Annotated in this window: 14 protein-coding genes; 3 read left to right on the forward strand and 11 right to left on the reverse strand. The window is 65.4% G+C overall.

The genetic code is table 11. The features are described from left to right. Position 1 precedes the first annotated feature (1 nt). From nuoK to ACZ60G_RS11535, 11 genes are all read right to left on the reverse strand, one after another. The gene (gene nuoK / locus ACZ60G_RS11485) at positions 2-301 is read right to left on the reverse strand and encodes an NADH-quinone oxidoreductase subunit NuoK (protein ID WP_387283521.1); all 300 of its coding nucleotides are present in this window, start codon (positions 299-301) and stop codon (positions 2-4) included. After that, positions 298-1182, reverse strand: a complete 885-nt coding sequence (locus tag ACZ60G_RS11490; RefSeq protein ID WP_465809494.1) for an NADH-quinone oxidoreductase subunit J — start codon at positions 1180-1182, stop codon at positions 298-300. Before ACZ60G_RS11490 ends, nuoK begins: the two co-directional genes overlap by 4 nt. After that, on the reverse strand, positions 1179-2987 hold the full coding sequence (nuoH, locus tag ACZ60G_RS11495; protein ID WP_465809496.1) for an NADH-quinone oxidoreductase subunit NuoH: 1809 nt from the start codon (positions 2985-2987) through the stop codon (positions 1179-1181). The genes ACZ60G_RS11490 and nuoH overlap by 4 nt, the downstream gene beginning before the upstream one ends. Continuing rightward, the gene (locus ACZ60G_RS11500; protein ID WP_465809498.1) at positions 2980-5502 is read right to left on the reverse strand and encodes an NADH-quinone oxidoreductase subunit G; all 2523 of its coding nucleotides are present in this window, start codon (positions 5500-5502) and stop codon (positions 2980-2982) included. The genes nuoH and ACZ60G_RS11500 overlap by 8 nt, the downstream gene beginning before the upstream one ends. Next, positions 5499-6812: an NADH-quinone oxidoreductase subunit NuoF gene (gene nuoF / locus ACZ60G_RS11505; protein WP_465809499.1), complete on the reverse strand. Its 1314-nt coding sequence runs from the start codon at positions 6810-6812 to the stop codon at positions 5499-5501. Before nuoF ends, ACZ60G_RS11500 begins: the two co-directional genes overlap by 4 nt. Positions 6813-6814: 2 nt before the next feature. Beyond that, on the reverse strand, positions 6815-7522 hold the full coding sequence (gene nuoE / locus ACZ60G_RS11510; protein WP_465809501.1) for an NADH-quinone oxidoreductase subunit NuoE: 708 nt from the start codon (positions 7520-7522) through the stop codon (positions 6815-6817). Next, positions 7519-8853 carry an NADH-quinone oxidoreductase subunit D gene (locus ACZ60G_RS11515; protein ID WP_465809503.1) on the reverse strand — a complete coding sequence of 445 codons (1335 nt, stop codon included), beginning with the start codon at positions 8851-8853 and terminating at the stop codon, positions 7519-7521. The genes nuoE and ACZ60G_RS11515 overlap by 4 nt, the downstream gene beginning before the upstream one ends. Beyond that, positions 8853-9623 carry an NADH-quinone oxidoreductase subunit C gene (locus ACZ60G_RS11520; RefSeq protein WP_465809504.1) on the reverse strand — a complete coding sequence of 257 codons (771 nt, stop codon included), beginning with the start codon at positions 9621-9623 and terminating at the stop codon, positions 8853-8855. The genes ACZ60G_RS11515 and ACZ60G_RS11520 overlap by 1 nt, the downstream gene beginning before the upstream one ends. Then, positions 9620-10174: a NuoB/complex I 20 kDa subunit family protein gene (locus ACZ60G_RS11525; protein ID WP_040690435.1), complete on the reverse strand. Its 555-nt coding sequence runs from the start codon at positions 10172-10174 to the stop codon at positions 9620-9622. The genes ACZ60G_RS11520 and ACZ60G_RS11525 overlap by 4 nt, the downstream gene beginning before the upstream one ends. 77 nt (positions 10175-10251) lie before the next feature. Next, positions 10252-10620 carry an NADH-quinone oxidoreductase subunit A gene (locus ACZ60G_RS11530; RefSeq protein ID WP_373283164.1) on the reverse strand — a complete coding sequence of 123 codons (369 nt, stop codon included), beginning with the start codon at positions 10618-10620 and terminating at the stop codon, positions 10252-10254. A 417-nt stretch (positions 10621-11037) separates the two neighbouring features. After that, positions 11038-11448, reverse strand: coding sequence for an Rv3143 family two-component system response regulator (locus ACZ60G_RS11535; protein WP_063046111.1), 411 nt, complete (start codon positions 11446-11448; stop codon positions 11038-11040). 154 nt (positions 11449-11602) lie between these two features. On the opposite strand from ACZ60G_RS11535, the gene ACZ60G_RS11540 reads away from it, so the two are divergent. From ACZ60G_RS11540 to ACZ60G_RS11550, 3 genes are read left to right on the forward strand one after another with little or no spacing between them, the layout of a single operon-like run. Next, complete coding sequence (locus tag ACZ60G_RS11540; protein WP_465809506.1) at positions 11603-13144, forward strand: hypothetical protein; 1542 nt, start codon at positions 11603-11605, stop codon at positions 13142-13144. A gap of 3 nt (positions 13145-13147) precedes the next feature. Then, positions 13148-13591 carry a hypothetical protein gene (locus ACZ60G_RS11545; RefSeq protein WP_465809508.1) on the forward strand — a complete coding sequence of 148 codons (444 nt, stop codon included), beginning with the start codon at positions 13148-13150 and terminating at the stop codon, positions 13589-13591. After that, positions 13588-15012: an FHA domain-containing protein gene (locus tag ACZ60G_RS11550; protein ID WP_465809510.1), complete on the forward strand. Its 1425-nt coding sequence runs from the start codon at positions 13588-13590 to the stop codon at positions 15010-15012. Before ACZ60G_RS11545 ends, ACZ60G_RS11550 begins: the two co-directional genes overlap by 4 nt. The last annotated feature ends 40 nt before the right edge of the window (positions 15013-15052 follow it).

Genomic DNA, 15052 nt, shown 5'->3' on the forward strand with positions numbered 1-15052 from the left:
GTCAGAACTTCAGCAGGTTGGCGTCGTCGACCGAGGTCGAACGGCGGGTGCGAAAGATGGTCATGATGATGGCCAGTCCGACGACGACTTCGGCCGCGGCCACCACCATGGTGAAGAACGCGAACACCTGACCGTCCAGATTCGAATGCAGCCTGGCGAAGGTGACGAAGGTGAGATTGACCGCATTGAGCATCAGCTCGATGCACATGAACACCACAATGGCGTTGCGCCGCAGCAGCACACCGGCCGCGCCGATGGTGAACAGCAGGGCGGACAGGAACAGGTAGTTCTCAGGATTCACCGCTTGCCTTCCTCGTCTGCCTCGCGGGCGGGGGTTTCGGGCTCCTCGACTTCCGAGGCGAAGGTCGGGGTCGTGCCGACCGAGATGACCGCCGCCTCGGTGAGCGCCCTGGTGCGGCGATGCCGCAGGATGGTGCTGACCGACAGCTCCTCGAAGGATCCGTCCGGCAGCCGCGCCGGAATATCGACCGCGTTGTGCCTGGCGTACACACCGGGCGTCGGCAGCGGGGTCGCGCGATCGGAGGGCCGGGCCGGGTCGTACGTGGCGCGGAAGCGGCGGCGTGAGAGCTCCCGCTGATCCAGGCGCGGCCCGAAATTCTCCCGGTGCGCCAGGATCATCGCGCCGATGGTGGCGGTGATGAGCAGTGCGCCGGTGAGTTCGAAGGCCCACACATAGCGGACGAAGATCAGTTCGGCGAGTCGGCCGATCACGTCTTGATATGCGAATCCCTTTGCCGGATAGGTTATTCCGGAGTTGCGGATGCCGTTGGCGATACCGCTGATCAGCAGCAGCCCGAAGCCGAGTGCCACCGCGCCCGCGGCGAGCCGCTGCCCGCGCAGTGTTTCCCCGAGCGATTCGGGGGAGTCGACGCCGACGAGCATGAGCACGAACAGGAACAGCATCATGACCGCGCCGGTGTAGACGACGATCTGCACTACGCCGAGGAACAGGGCGTCCTGTGCCATATAGAAGGTCGCGAGCACGATCATGGTGGTGGCCAGGCAGATCGCCGAATGCACGGCCTTGCCCGCGAATACCATGCCGAGGGCGCCGATCACGGCGAGCGGGCCGAGGATCCAGAATTGGACGGCCTCGCCGATGGACGTATGAGTCAGTGGCTCTGCCGCTAATGTCTGGGCGGCCAGAATGAGTTCGGTCACCGCACGCCTCCTTCCGCGCCCGCGGCGGCGGGCTTCCTGGGATCGGAACCGCTTTCACCGCCGGGGACATTGCCGCGGTAGTAATCGCCTTCCGTGGCACCGGGATACATCGCGTGCGGCGGTGCGGTCATGCCGGGTTGCATCGGGGCGAGCAGCCGGTCCTTCTCGTAGATCAGGTCGGCGCGATTGTCATCGGCCATCTCGTACTCGTTGGTCATGGTCAGCGCCCTGGTCGGGCATGCCTCGATGCACAATCCGCAGCCGATGCAGCGCAGATAGTTGATCTGATAGACCTGTCCGTAGCGCTCGCCGGGCGAAAAGCGTTCGGTCTCGGTGTTATCGGCGCCCTCGACGTAGATCGCATCCGCGGGGCAGGCCCACGCGCACAACTCGCAGCCGATGCACTTCTCCAGCCCATCCGGATGCCGATTGAGCTGGTGGCGGCCGTGATAGCGGGGCGCGGTCGGCACCTTCTGTTCCGGATAGGACTCGGTATTGGGCTTCTTGAACATGGTCAGGAAGGTGACCGCGAAGCCGGTCAACGGTTCCAGCAGTCCCGCCTTGGGTTCCGGGCGCCGCGTCGATGGATCCGGCAGCGGTGGCGTCGGGAAGCCCAGGAATACCGCGCTGCCCGATTCCGCCGAGGCGGGTTCCTCGACTGTCGGCGGCGCACTCTGTTTGCGTCCGGCCCGCAGGAACATCAGCACGATCAGTCCGGAAATGATGATTCCGCTGATCACCAGCAGCGGCGTCTGGATCCCGTAGCCCTCGTTCTGCAGCACCCGGGCGGTAGCGACCAGCATCACCCACAGCAGCGAGGTCGGAATCAGCAGCTTCCAGCCGAGATTCATGAACTGGTCGTAGCGCAGGCGGGGCAGCGTGCCGCGCAACCAGATGAACACGAACAGGAACGTCCACATCTTGGCGATGAACCACAGCGCCGGCCACCAACCGGAATTCGCGCCGTCCCACAGGTTGATCGGGAACGGTGCGTGCCAGCCACCGAGGAACAGCGTGGTGGCGAGCGCGGAAACCGTTGCCATATTGATGTATTCGGCCATCATGAACATGGCGAATTTGAGCGAGGAGTATTCGGTGTGGAAGCCGCCGACCAACTCGCCCTCGGCCTCGGGCAGGTCGAAGGGCGCACGGTTGGTCTCACCGACCATCGACACGCAGTAGATCAGGAACGACGGCAGCAGCAGGAAGACGTACCAGGTGCCCTCCTGGGCCTTCACGATCCCGGAGGTAGCCATGGTGCCGCCGAGCAGGAACACCGTCGCGAAGCACAGCGCCATCGCGATCTCGTAGGAGATCACCTGCGCGGTCGAGCGCAATCCGCCCAGCAGCGGATATGTCGAACCCGACGACCAACCCGCCAGCACGATGCCGTACACGCCGATCGAGGTGATGGCCAGGATGTAGAGCACCGCGACCGGCAGATCGGTGAGCTGCAGAGCGGTCCGGTGGCCGAGGATCGAAACTTCCGGCCCGATCGGGATGACCGCGAACGCCATGAACGCGGGCACCACCGAAATGACCGGCGCCAGAATGAAAATCGGCTTGTCGACGATGGCCGGGACGATATCTTCCTTCAGCGCCATCTTCACGCCGTCGGCGACGGCCTGCAGCGTGCCCTTGGGGCCGACCCGGTTCGGGCCGATGCGCATCTGCATCCAGGCCACGATCTTGCGCTCCAGATACACCGCCATCATCGGCGTGAGCAGCAGGAAGGCGAAGATCGCCAGGGATTTCCCGATGACTAGCCACAGCGGGTCGTGGCCGAAAAGAGAGAGATCACTCATGGCGGTGTTCCTTCATCCTCTCGTCGGCGCGGTGCAGTTGCACCACGCCGCCCGGCTGGGTGGCGAGCTGTTCGTTGACCGAGCAGCCCGGCGAGTTCAGCGGCAGCCACACCACCCGATCGGGCAGGTCGGTGATCAGCAGTGGCAGCGTGATGGTGCCGCGATCGGTGGCGACGATGATCGGATCGTCATCGGCGGCACCGATTTCGGCAGCGGTGGCGGGGGACAGCCGCACCACCGGCGGCCGCGCGACACCCGCCAGATTCGGCTCGCCGTCCTGCATGCGGCCCTGATCCAGCAGCATCCGCCAGCCGGACAGGATGGCCGTGGCGGGATTGGGTTGGGTCACCGGATGCGGCCGATGCGCGGGGGCGGGCACCGGCGGGCCGTCCCAGGCGCCGAGTTCGGCGAGTTCGGCGCGCGCGGATTCGGTATCGGGGAGGCCGAGCGCCACCGTCATCTCGGTCGCGATGGCCTGCAGCACCCGCTGATCCGACAGTGGTGCGGGTTCGCGGCGCACCATCGAATCGCCGAGTGCCGCATCGAATTGCCGCGGCCTGCCCTCCCAGGTGCGGAAGGTGCCGGATTTCTGCATTGCCGAGGCCACCGGGAAGACGACATCGGCGCGTTCGGTGACCGCGCTGTGCCGCAACTCCAGGCTGACCACGAACCGTGCGGCGTCGATGGCCTCGAGCGCTGCCTTGGGGTCCGGCAGGTCGGCGATCTCGACGCCGCCGATGACCAGTGCGCCCAAGGTCGGCGCGGCCTCCAGAATTGCGGCGGTATCGCGACCGGCGGTGACCGGCAATTCCGCGACATTCCAGATCGTGCGGACCTCTTGGCGCGCACGGGGATCCACGACCGGTCGACCACCGGGCAGCAGGCCGGGCAGCGCACCCGCCTCGACCGCACCGCGTTCACCGGCGCGCCGCGGTACCCAGGCCAAGGCGGCACCGGTTTCTTCGGCGAGCCGGACGGTCGCGGACAGTGCGCCGGGGATTCCGGCCATCCGCTCACCGACCAGCACCACCGCACCTGGCTGACGCAACAGCTGTGCGGCCGTGGCCAAAGCGGCGGCGTCCGTCTCGCCGGTGCGCATGGCATCGAGCAGATGAGGCTCGGCCCCGGGAACGGCTTGCAACAGCGTGCCCGACATCCGATCCAGCCCGCGCGAGGAGTAAGCGGCGAGCGAGAAGATCGGCAGACCGCGCTTGCGCGCCGCCTTGCGCAGCCGCAGGTAGACGATCGGCGACTCCTCTTCCGGCTCGAGTCCGGCCAGCAGTACGACCGGTGCGTTCTCCAGGGCGTCGTAGTCGACGGTGACACCTTGTCCGGCGATACGGGCGGCGAGGAAGTCCGCTTCTTCGGCGGAATGCACTCGGGCGCGGAAGTCGATGTCATTGGTGCCCAAGGCAACTCGGGCGAATTTGGCGTAGGCGTAGGCGTCTTCCTCGGTGACGCGACCGCCCACCAGTACGCCCGCGCTGCCGAAGGCCGATGCCAGACCCTCGGCGGCTGCGGCCAATGCCTCGGACCAGGACGCGGGGGCTAGGTTGCCGTCCCAGCCGCGCACCAGCGGTGTGGTGAGCCGGTCACGTTCGGTCGCGTAGGTGAATGCCCACCGGCCCTTGTCGCAGTTCCACTCCTCGTTGACCTGCGGATCGTCACCCGCCAAGCGGCGCAACACTTTTCCGCGCCGATGGTCGGTGCGCTGTGCACAGCCCGATGCGCAGTGCTCGCAGACGCTCGGGCTGGAGACCAGATCGAACGGGCGGGCCCGGAACCGGTAGCTGGTGCCGGTGAGCGCACCCACCGGGCAGATCTGCACGGTATTGCCGGAGAAGTAGGAGTCGAACGGCTCGGCCTGTGCGGTGCCGACCTGTTCGAGCGCACCGCGATCCATGAGTTCGATGAACGGATCCCCGGCGACCTGCTGCGAAAAACGGGTGCAGCGGGCGCACAGCACGCAGCGTTCCCGGTCCAGCAGAACGGCCGTGGACAGCGGAATCGGCTTGGGATAGGTGCGTTTCACGCCGTCGAACCGGGTTTCGGGCCGACCACTGGACATCGCCTGGTTCTGCAGCGGGCATTCACCGCCCTTATCGCAGACCGGACAGTCGAGGGGGTGGTTGATGAGCAGCAGCTCCATCACCCCCTCCTGGGCTTTGGCGGTGGGAGCTGAGGTCAGCTGGGTGCGCACGATCATGCCTTCGGCGACGGCCATGGTGCAGGACGCGACCGGCTTGCGCTGCCCCTCCACCTCGACCAGACACTGACGGCACGCGCCGACCGGGTCCAGCAGCGGGTGATCGCAGAAGCGCGGGATCTGGATGCCGATGAGTTCGGCGGCCCGGATCAGCAGTGTGCCCGCGGGCACACTGACCTGGGTGTCATCGATGGTGACGGTGACCAGGTCAGCGGGTACGAGTCCGCTGGTATTGGTATTCACAGTGGCGGGCCCACCCGTCACCCGGCCGCCACCCCCCACGGAATCGCTGCGCGATGCTGTACTCATTTGACTCCTTCGGCCCAGGCGGTGGATCGCGCGGGATCGAACGGGCAGCCGTCGAGCCGCAGATGGTCGACGTATTCCTCGCGGAAGTACTTCAGCGAGGAGATGATCGGGCTGGCCGCACCGTCGCCGAGTGCGCAGAACGATTTGCCGTTGATGGTGTCGCTGATATCGAGGAGCTTCTCCAGATCCGATTCGGTGCCGCGGCCCGCCTCGATCCGCTTCAACAGTTGGACGAGCCAGTAGGTGCCCTCCCGGCAGGGCGTGCATTTGCCACAGGATTCGTGGGCGTAGAACTCGGTCCAGCGCAGCACCGCACGCACCACACAGGTGGTGTCGTCGAAGATCTGTAATGCTTTGGTGCCCAACATGGATCCCGCTCCGGCCACACCCTCGTAGTCCAGAGGGACGTCGAGGTGCTCGTCGGTGAACAGCGGCGTCGACGAACCGCCCGGGGTCCAGAACTTCACCTGATGTCCGGCGCGCACACCACCGGCATAGCCGAGTAGTTCGCGCAGCGTAATGCCCAGTGGCGCTTCGTATTGCCCCGGCCGGGTGACATGTCCCGACAGCGAGTACAGCGTGAAGCCCGGTGACTTCTCACTGCCCATGGACCGGAACCAGGCCGTGCCGTTCAGGATGATGGGCGGCACGCTCGCAATGGATTCCACATTGTTGACCACCGTCGGGCAGGCATACAGACCCGCGACGGCCGGGAACGGTGGCCGCAGTCGAGGCTGACCGCGCCGCCCCTCCAGCGAATCCAGCAGCGCGGTTTCCTCACCGCAGATGTAGGCGCCGGCGCCCGCGTGCACGATGAGTTCCAGGTCATAGCCGGACCCGAGAATGTTCTTCCCGAGGAATCCGGCCGCGTATGCCTGCGCGACCGCGGCCTGCAGTCGCCGCAGCACCGGTATGACCTCACCGCGCACATAGATGAACGCGTGTGCCGCCCGAATCGCATACGCCGCGATGATGACGCCCTCGATGAGGGTGTGCGGAGTGGCCAGCATGAGCGGAATGTCCTTGCAGGTACCAGGTTCCGACTCGTCGGCGTTGACCACGAGATAGTGCGGTTTGGTGACGCCGTCCTGGCCCGTGCCCTGCGGGATGAAGCTCCATTTCATCCCGGTCGGGAAGCCCGCTCCGCCGCGCCCGCGCAGACCGGCGTCCTTGATGGTCTGGATGACCTGATCGGGTTCCATCCGCAAGGCCTTGCGGATGGCCTGATAGCCGTCGTGGCCGCGGTAGTGCTCGATGGTCCACGACTGCGGGTCGTCCCAATACCGGGTGAGTACGGGAGTCAGTGCCATGTTCACTCCTCGCCCGGCGTCGGTTCCGGCGCTTGCATATTCTGTTCCTGCGCAACCCGCAGACCGGCCAGCGTCGCCTCGCCCGCCGCACCGTCGAGCACCCCGGGGCGCTCGTCCGGGAAGCCCGCGAGGATGCGCGCGGTCTGCTTGAACGTGCACAGCGGCGCACCGCGCGTCGGTGTCACCTGCTCGCCGCGGCGCAGCGAATCCACCAGTGCGGCAGCCGATTCCGGGGTCTGGTTGTCGAAGAACTCCCAATTGACCATCACCACCGGCGCGAAATCGCAGGCCGCATTGCATTCGATGTGCTCGAGGGTGATCGACCCGTCCGCCGAGGTCTCGCCGTGCCCGATGCCGAGCCGGCGCTGCAGGGTTTCTAGAATGGCGTCGCCACCCATCACCGCGCAGAGCGTGTTGGTGCAGACACCGACGTGATAGTCGCCGGTCGGAGTTCGTCGATACATCGAATAGAAGGTCGCCACCGCGGTGACCTCCGCACCGGTCAGCCCCAGCTGTTCGGCGCAGAATTCGATGCCGGTTCCGGTGACGCAGCCCTCCTCGGACTGCACCAGATGCAGTAGCGGTAGCAGCGCCGAGCGCGGCTCCGGATAGCGGGCGATGATCTCCTTGGCATCGACCTCCAATCGCTCGCGCACGAACGGCAAGAAAGGCTGCGGCCGGGTGGACAGCTTCAACAGGATCTCGGTCATCGGTCAACTCCGCCCATCACCGGGTCGATGCTGGCGACGGAGGCGATGACGTCGGCGACCATCCCGCCCTCGCACATCGCCGCCACCGCTTGCAGATTCGTGAACGAGGGGTCGCGATAGTGAACCCGATACGGTCGGGTGCCGCCGTCGCTGACCATATGCACACCGAGTTCGCCACGCGGCGACTCCACCGCCACATACACCTGCCCCGCAGGGACCCGAATGCCCTCGGTGACGAGTTTGAAGTGGTGGATGAGCCCCTCCATGGACGTGCCCATGATGCGGCCGATGTGCTTGGGGGAGTTGCCGAGCCCGTCCGGACCCAGCTGCAGATCTGCGGGCCAGGCGAGCTTCTTGTCGTCCACCATCACCGGACCCGGCCGCAATTTGTCCAGGCACTGTTCGACGATCTTGAGTGATTCCTTCATCTCCGCGACCCGAATCCAGTAGCGGCCGTAACAGTCACAGCCGGTGGTCGTTGGCACATCGAATTCGTAGTTCTGGTAACCGCAATACGGCGCTGACTTGCGCAGATCGTGCGGCAGCCCCGTCGAACGCAGCACCGGACCGGTGATGCCGAGGGCCATGCAGCCCGCGAGATCCAGGTAGCCGATGTTCTGGGTGCGTGCCTTCCAGATCGGATTCTGGGTGAGCAGATGATCCATATCGCGCAGCCGCTTGGGCAGAAGCTTCAGCAGCTCACGGACCTTGGCGACCCCGTCGTCGGGCAGATCCTGGGCCAGACCGCCGGGCCGGATGTACGCGTGATTCATGCGCAGTCCGGTGATGGTCTCGAAGACATCCAGAATCAGCTCGCGTTCCCGGAAGCCGAACAACATCGGGGTGAGAGCGCCCAGTTCCATACCACCGGTCGCCAGCGCGACCAGGTGGGAGGAGATCCGGTTGAGCTCCATGAGCATGACGCGCACGATGGTGGCGCGCTCGGGAATCTGGTCCTCGATATCGAGCAGGCGCTCGACGCCCAGGCAGTACGCCGTTTCGTTGAAGAACGGGGACAGATAGTCCATCCGGGTGACGAAGGTGGTGCCCTGCGCCCAATTCCGGAATTCGAGATTCTTCTCGATGCCGGTGTGCAGATAGCCGATGCCGCAGCGGGCCTCGGTGACCGTCTCGCCCTCGATTTCCAGGATCAGCCGCAGTACGCCGTGCGTGGACGGATGCTGCGGACCCATATTGACGACGATGCGTTCCTCGCCCGCGCCGTCGAGGGTTTCGGTGACCGCGTCCCAGTCCTGGCCCGCCACCGTGACCACAGCGGGTTCGGGCCCGGTGTCGTTGTGGACGCCGGGCCGGGTGTCGATGTCGTTCATTACTTGTACGCCCTCCGCTCGTCGGGCGGCGGGATACGCGCGCCCTTGTACTCGACCGGGATCCCGCCGAGCGGGTAGTCCTTGCGCTGGGGGTGGCCACGCCAGTCGTCGGGCATGGTGATGCGCGTCAGCGATGGGTGGCCGTCGAAGATGATGCCGAAGAAGTCGTAGGTTTCCCGCTCATGCCAGTCGGTGGTCGGGTACACGCTGAACAGCGACGGAATATGCGGGTCGGCGTCCGGAGTGGAGACCTCGACGCGCAGGCGCCGGTTGTGGGTGATGGATATGAGGTGGTAGACCGCGTGCAATTCGCGGCCCGCGTCATCCGGGTAGTGCACGCCGTTCACGCCGAGGCAGAGCTCGAAACGCAGTGCGGCGTAGTCGCGTAACGCCTTGGCGACCGTCACCAGATGTTCGCGGCGCACGTGCAGGGTGAGTTCGCCGCGGAAGACGATCACCTTCTCGATGACGGTCTCCCAGCTCGTGCCGACCGCGCCGAGTGCGGCATGCAATTCGGTGACGAGCTCGTCGAAGTAACCGCCATAGGGTGCCGGGGTGCTGCCGGGCAGTGTCACCGGACGGACCAGACGGCCGTAACCGGAGGTGTCGCCGGAGCCGGTGACACCGAACATGCCGCGGCGCACGCCGATCACCTCGGCCGATGGCGAATCCTCTTCCGGCGGTGTGCCTTCCGGGCCCGCGGTAGCCGCGGCGTCGACGAACTCCTGCGGTGTCCTGATTTCGGTATTTTCGGGGGAGTCGAAAGTCATCGCAGCAGACCCTCCATCCGGATGGTCGGCGTGGACGCCAGCGCCGCCGCTTCGGCGGCGCGGATGGCCTCCTCGCGGTTGACGCCGAGCGGCATCTGCTGGATCTTCGCGTGCAGTGTCAGGATCGCGTTCAACAGCATCTCCGGCCGCGGCGGGCAGCCGGGCAGATAGATATCGACCGGCACCACATGGTCCACGCCCTGCACGATGGCGTAGTTGTTGAACATGCCGCCCGAGGACGCGCAAACGCCCATGGCCAGCACCCATTTCGGTTCGGTCATCTGGTCGTATACCTGGCGCAGTACCGGCGCCATCTTCTGGCTGACCCGGCCCGCGACGATCATCAGATCGGCCTGCCGCGGTGAGGCGCGGAACGCCTCCATTCCGAAGCGGGCGATATCGAAACGTCCTGCGCCGGTGGCCATCATCTCGATGGCGCAGCAGGCCAGCCCGAAGGTGGCCGGCCACAGCGAGCCCTTGCGCAGGTATCCGGCGAAATCTTCTACCGTGCTCAGCAGAAAGCCGCTGGGCAGTTTTTCCTCGAGACCCATGTTCGACTAACTCTCACTTCCACTGTGCGTACGGCCCGACGCGGCGAAATGCCTTGTGGGCCAGTGCGTATGGGCGATCAGTCCCAGCTGAGACCGCCGCGGCGCCATTCGTAGGCGTAGGCCACCGAGACGTTGAAGATGAACAGCGCCATCGCGGCGAGACCGAAGAGACCGAGCGCATCGAAGTGGACAGCCCACGGGTAGAGGAACACGATCTCGATATCGAAGATGATGAACAGCATTGCGGTGAGGTAGTACTTCACCGGAAAGCGCTGTCCGGTAACGCTTCCCGGCCCACCCGCGACGGCGTGCGGTGTCGGTTCGATGCCGCACTCGTAGGCCTCCTGTTTGGCCCGGTTGTAGCGCTTGGGGCCGACGAGGGCCGAGAGGATGACGGAGAACACCGCGAACGCGGCGGCGACCGCGCCGAGGACCAGAGTGGGCATCTCGATATTCACGACTGCACTTCCCCTCCTTGCGAGCTGTAGCTGGCGGTTGGGCGTCATGTCCCCCGACTGCGGCCCGGGGATGTGATGGTCGGCGTCGGAATCATGACGGCAGCTTCCGAGGCGGGCTGACGTCGTTGTCCGCCTCGGTCAGACTCGCCTCATGGCCTGCTCGCACCGCGCGGGTCTGTCATATCGAGGCCCGCGCTCATGTGAGCTACGGCACAGCCTACAACTGACGCGGCGGTTCGACCGTTTATTCGATTGGGGTCTTTGATCGAAAACGGGACTGCTATTCATGACTGAATCGGGGGTAATCCGACCCGTCGGATCGCTAAGTGATAGCGCTGTCGCGTGACACGAAAGTGCCCGCGCCCCTGGGGCGCGGGCACGATGTGACGAATGGGGAAGATGAGGTCAGGCTGCCGGTCGGTTGTGCAAAACCGTGACGACGGCCTCGGTGAGCCGGATCGGATCGATCGGATGGGCCACGGCGGCCTCGGCGCGCGACCAGTTCGCGAGCCAGGCATCGTCGGGGCGGCCGGTGAGCACCAGAACCGGTGGGCACTGGGCGATCTCGTCCTTGAGCTGTTTGGCGATACCGAGCCCACCCGCCGGGGCTGATTCCCCGTCCAGGATGGCCAGGTCGATACCGCCCGCATCCATCTGCTCGATGACTACGGGTGCGGTCGCCACCTCGAGGTATTCGAAGGCGGGCAGCTCGGGGTGCGGGTGTCTGCCCAGTGCCAGCATTACTTGACGCCGGGTATCGGCGTCGTTGCTGTAGACCAGGACCCGCAGTGGGGTGGAACGAATCGCGTCGGCCACGCAGGGATGGTACGTCGGGGCGGGGGTGCGGCGTGGCAGGTTGGCGCAGATTGCTCCGCGCGCGTCGCGCTGTCGCCGGTCGGCGGTGTGGAATCAGTGCCGGGGCAAGGTAATCGAAAGCGGTTGCTAAGTTTCGGCCGGTAGCATCCCGAAAATGCGGGGAGATATCACGCGCGAACTCGTCGAAACCGACGTGTGGACCGACGAGATGGTGGGCCGGGCGGGCATTCCGGTGGTTGACGTTCCGTTCGTGACCATCGGTAGCGGGATCGGATCCTTCGTCACCTACGACACCCTGCGGATCTACGGCGTTGCGGCGGCGGCGATGGCGGTGCTCGGGCCGCAGGAGGTGCCGTGGTCGTCCTATGAATATCTGACGCGGGTGTCGCAGATTCCACGCGGGCAGCGATTGCGCAGCGACTCGGCCTCGATGCCGGACAATATCTGGGGCTTTCCGTCCTATGCGGTGCGCGAGGCGCTGGCGGAGAAAACGATCCGACCGCTGTGGAATGTGTTCACCGAGCCGATCTTCAGCAATTACTACACGCCAAGGGCGGGGCAGGCGTTCCTCGCGATGGAACGGGAGTTCCATCGGATCGGATATGCGGGTTCGTTGCGTAAAGGGCATGTGCGCATGGTGCGCAAACGCTACGGCGGTGGGTATTTCAGCGTCCTCACCCCGCCCGCCGGTGCGGCCCCGACCAAGCGGATCGCGTATCGCAGCACGTATGTCCACGTGGGCGTGGGTTATCCGGGGCTGAAGTTGCTGCCGGATCTGCAGGAATATCGGGAGAAGTACCGGGATCCGACGCGTGTGGTCAATGCGTATGAACCGCATGAGCACGTGTATCAGGCACTGCAGCGCAGGCCGGGGAAGGTAATGATCCGCGGCAGCGGGATCGTGGCCAGCCGGGTGTTGCAACGGCTCATCGATGACCGGGACAAGCTGCGGCTGAATACCCAGATCCTGCATCTGTTTCGGCATTATGTGGCCGCTGCGCACGGACGGAATATTTTCAGTCGGCGCAAGGGCGGCGACGGATGGTCATATCAGGGATTCAACTACCCGAAGTCGGTATGGGGCGGGCAGCTCAAAGCGAAAATGCGCACGCTGCAAGGGGAACAGCGCGCGCAGGCCTACCAGGAGATGGGCGGGACCAACACCCCGGTGCGCTCGAATTGGCAGGAGCAGTTGCGCCGCGGGCGTAAGGAGGGGTGGTATCAGGTGATGGCGGGCAGTGCGCGTGATCTGCGGCCCGTGCGGGGGCAAGGTGGGGTGATCACCACGATCGTGCCGGATCCCACGGCGGCGCTGCCGTTTCCGCCGCCTTCCCAGCCCTTCGATATTTCGGCCGATTACATAATCGACTGCACCGGGTTGGAGGCCGATGTGCGCGAACATCGGTTGCTGGCGGATCTGCTGGATCATGCCGGTGCCGGTCGTAATCCGGTGGGGCGCATGGATGTGGCGACCACCTTCGAGTTGATCGGCACGCGGAGTGGCAGCGGACGCATCTATGCATCAGGTAGTGCGACGCTGGGTGGACCGTTTCCGGGAGTGGACACCTTCCTGGGGTTGCAGATCGCGGCGCAGGAGATCGCGGACGACCTTGCGGCGCTGGGTTTCTGCCAGCGGATGGGGCCGCTGCGGTCGACTCGGCAATGGTGGTTGTGGGCGACGAACAAGAAGATCTGATCGATGCTGCTTACCCTGAACGGGCGGATTCAGACCCGCATACTCGTGCTCGGCGTTATCGGTTTGCTGGTGGCGGTGATCATTACGCCGGTCTTGCCGACCGGATCGCTATCACTCGGCGATGCCTATCGGGTGACGTTGTCGGTGCTGCTGGCGACCGTGCTCGTCGGCGTACTGTGGGAATTGCTCTACCATTTTCTGCAGCAATTCCGGTGGGAGAAGGACTGGCCCACGCTGTTCGGCTTCTGGACGGTGATCAACGAGGCGGCGCTGATGTGGGTCCTCGTAGACCATACGACCATCGTGCTGCCGCGCGCGTTGCATCCGTCGCTGACGGCATTCCTCATCCAGTTCATCGTGACGTGGATCGTGTTCTGGCTCGTCGTGAACGGGCCGATGCGCGTGGTGTTCCATCGCTGGCGGTTCCAGGGTGGGCGATTCCTGTGAGTCGGCAGCTCGAGGTGCTGCCGGGTGGTACGCATCTGATCGCGAACAGTGACGGCGTCGTGCTCGTTGTCGCGCACCGTTCGGAGATTGCGGCCGATGCCGAATCGCCTGCGGCGCGGACGATGACGGCATTGCTCGAGCTGGTGCGAGAAGCGGGTGTCTCGGAGATACCGCGCAGCGGACGCATGTTTGCACGACTTGCCACCACCTGGTTGATGAGCCTGGACGACGAGGACCAAGTGGAATTCGGGGTGATCACCCCTGGCGCGACGGGGGTGGCGTTATTTCTGCACGGCGGTGTGACTGCGGTGCTGGAGAGCTCGGATCGCACAGAAGTATTGCGCGGCAAGGATGCCGGATTCACGGTCGATCGCGTGGTGATCCCGGCACCCGAGATCGGGATCGGGCTGTTCGTGGACGAGGACGGGATGACCGAGTCGGCGCTACCGGGTCGCGGTATCGCGGGACTCGGTGCGGGAACGGTGCCCGGTGCCGGGGCGGTGTTGTGGTTGGGAGTGCCTGTGTCGGCTCGTGTACCTGCGGTGCGGAGGTCTCCTGGCGTCGAGTCGGTGCGCGATGGTGTGCTTCAGGTCGTGGTATCGGCGGACGGTGTGGGAGCAGCGCCGAGTGTCGAGGATGTTGAACGGGGCGAGTTTGCGAGGCAGCCGGTCGAAGTCATCGATCCGGTGACGGTCAGGTCGGGAGGCGAGGTCGAGCCACAGCCGGAAGGCGGTGCGGTGCGCCCGCCGATCGGGGGCGGATCAGCGGGGAAGGCGGCACCGTGGGAGCGCGCGTCCGCGATGGGCATGGGAAACCTGCCGCCGAGGAATGCGGTGTCGAGCGTCGGGGAACGGCGACGAGTCGGGCTGCAGAAGGGTGCGCAGTATGAGAACGGTGTGGCCGGAGCGTCGCCGAAGCAGTTGGACAATGGGGTGGCCGGGAGCGGTAGGGCTGTTGTTCGGGGGTTCATGTGTTCGCGGCAGCATTTGAACGATCCGCGGGTGTCGTTCTGCGCGGTGTGTGGGATTCGGATGGATCAGATGACTTGCGTGTTGACCGAGGGAGTGCGTCCACCACTGGGGTTGCTCATGCTCGATGACGGGACGTCGTTCGTACTCGATAACGACATCGTCCTCGGGCGGGAACCCGAACTTGCCGAGGCGGTGCGGCGCGGTGCGCGGCCGATCCGGTTGCCGGACAGCTCGGGGGCGATGTCGCGGGCGCATATGGAGGTTCGGCTGGTCGAATGGGATGTCGCCGTGGTCGACCATGGCTCGGCCAACGGCACCTACATCCGGATGCCCGGCCACCAGGAATGGCTCCGCGCCATGCCGAACCAGCTGACCACCCTCGCCGCCGGTGCCCAGATCCTGCTCGGCGGCCGCATCCTCACCTTCGACTCCCAGCACAGCCAGTTCTGAAACCGCGAGGAACCTGTGTGTACTTCGCAGGGCAGCTGGC

The sequence above is a fragment of the Nocardia sp. NPDC102475 genome, assembly GCF_055584605.1.